This window comes from Vibrio sp. Vb0937, assembly GCF_033338855.1.
Window position 1 is genome coordinate 1 of record NZ_JAWOTK010000211.1, and the last position, 1,353, is coordinate 1,353.

1 protein-coding gene is annotated in these 1,353 nt (G+C 48.8%); it reads right to left on the reverse strand.

All coding sequences use genetic code 11. The features are described 5' to 3' along the window. A partial coding sequence (gene dnaE / locus R7P67_RS24510; protein WP_318086274.1) for a DNA polymerase III subunit alpha occupies positions 1-1,353 on the reverse strand: 1,353 nt, incomplete at both ends.

The window sequence follows — 1,353 nt, forward strand, 5'->3', positions numbered from 1 at the left end:
ATGTCCGCACCACCAAGGGTGTAGCCAGACAAAACCTGCGCAATCTGCATTACCTGTTCTTGATACAGAATGATGCCGTACGTCGGATCGAGGATTTCTTTTAGTGACTCGTGTTGCCACTTTTCATCGGGGTAAGAGATCGCTTCTCGGCCATGTTTACGGTCGATAAAGTTATCTACCATGCCCGATTGCAACGGACCCGGACGGAACAAGGCCACCAATGCGATGATGTCTTCAAAACAGTCAGGCTGAAGTCGTTTGATCAGCTCTTTCATACCACGCGATTCAAGCTGGAATACCGCAGTGGTCTCTGAGTTTTGGAGTAAACGAAACGAAGCCGGATCTTCCAAAGGTATCGACTCGATACGAACAGGAGGTTTACCTTCCTTCTCCAAGCGCGGGTTAATCAACCCTAATGCCCAGTCGATAATGGTTAGAGTACGTAGGCCCAAGAAGTCAAACTTAACCAGACCAGCAGTTTCTACGTCGTTCTTATCAAACTGAGTTACGGGGAAATGCCCTTCCGCATCCGCATAAATTGGCGCAAAGTCTGTAATCGTGGTTGGTGAAATTACAACACCACCCGCGTGCTTACCGGCGTTACGTGTACAACCTTCTAATAGGCGACACATATCGATGAGTTCTTTAACTTCCTCATCGGCCTCATAAAGCTCAGGCAGAGCAGGCTCGGCTTTAAACGCTTTTTCTAGCGTCATACCCGGATCTGGCGGAACCAGTTTCGAAATACGGTCAACGAAACCAAATGGGTGACCAAGAACACGACCAACGTCACGGATTACCGCTTTCGCCGCCATCGTACCGAATGTGATGATCTGAGATACGGCATCGCGACCGTACATTTCGGCAACGTGATCAATCACTTGGTCACGCTTATCCATACAAAAGTCGACGTCGAAATCGGGCATGGATACACGTTCTGGGTTCAAGAAACGTTCGAAGAGCAAGTCATATTCAAGCGGATCAAGATCGGTGATTTTCAGCGCGTAGGCCACCAAAGAACCGGCACCCGAACCACGACCAGGACCGACTGGAATCGCGTTGTCTTTCGACCACTGGATGAACTCCATTACGATCAAGAAGTAGCCTGGGAACCCCATTTGGTTGATTACGTCGAGTTCGATTTGTAAACGCTCGTCGTATTCTGGACGGCGCTTTTTGCGTTCTTCTTCATTAGGGAATAGGAACTCTAGACGCTCTTCCAAACCTTCTCGCGACTTCATGACCAAGAATTCAGTTTCTTCCATCCCTTCTGTTGGGAAGGCTGGCAAGAAGTATTCACCCAAACGAACGGTCACGTTACAACGCTTAGCGATCTCGACACTGTTTTCTAGC